Annotated in this window: 1 protein-coding gene; it reads left to right on the top strand. The window is 64.9% G+C overall.

The window, feature by feature from the left end; all coding sequences use genetic code 11:
* Positions 1–118: 118 nt before the first annotated feature.
* Positions 119–308 (top strand): isocitrate/isopropylmalate family dehydrogenase (locus AC0L2O_RS36600; protein WP_473373178.1); only part of this gene is annotated, 190 nt, incomplete at its 3' end.

Below are 308 nucleotides of genomic sequence, written 5' to 3'. Positions count from 1 at the left end.
ATTCGCGGAGCTGGGGCAGCCGCGGGTTAGGGCATGTCGCTCGACTACCACTCACTTCTGCTGGCTGTCGGTTTTTCCGCCGCCTGCCTGAGCCTGACGTTGTTCGGCATCTGGCTCGATGGCCGAGGTGAAGAAGCTGATCGCCGCCATGAACGACAAGCTCGGCAGTGGTTTCGTCACCGATGAGGGGCTGGTCGGCGGCTGCGCCTATGACGCGCATGGCGCGGCGATTTCCGATGCCGATATGGCCAAGGCGATGGCTGCCGACGCGGTGCTGTTCGGCGCCGTCGGCGGGCCGAAATGGGATG

The sequence above is a fragment of the Bradyrhizobium sp. Kon10 genome, from assembly GCF_055807395.1.
This window is presented reverse-complemented; position numbering and strand designations above follow the sequence as displayed.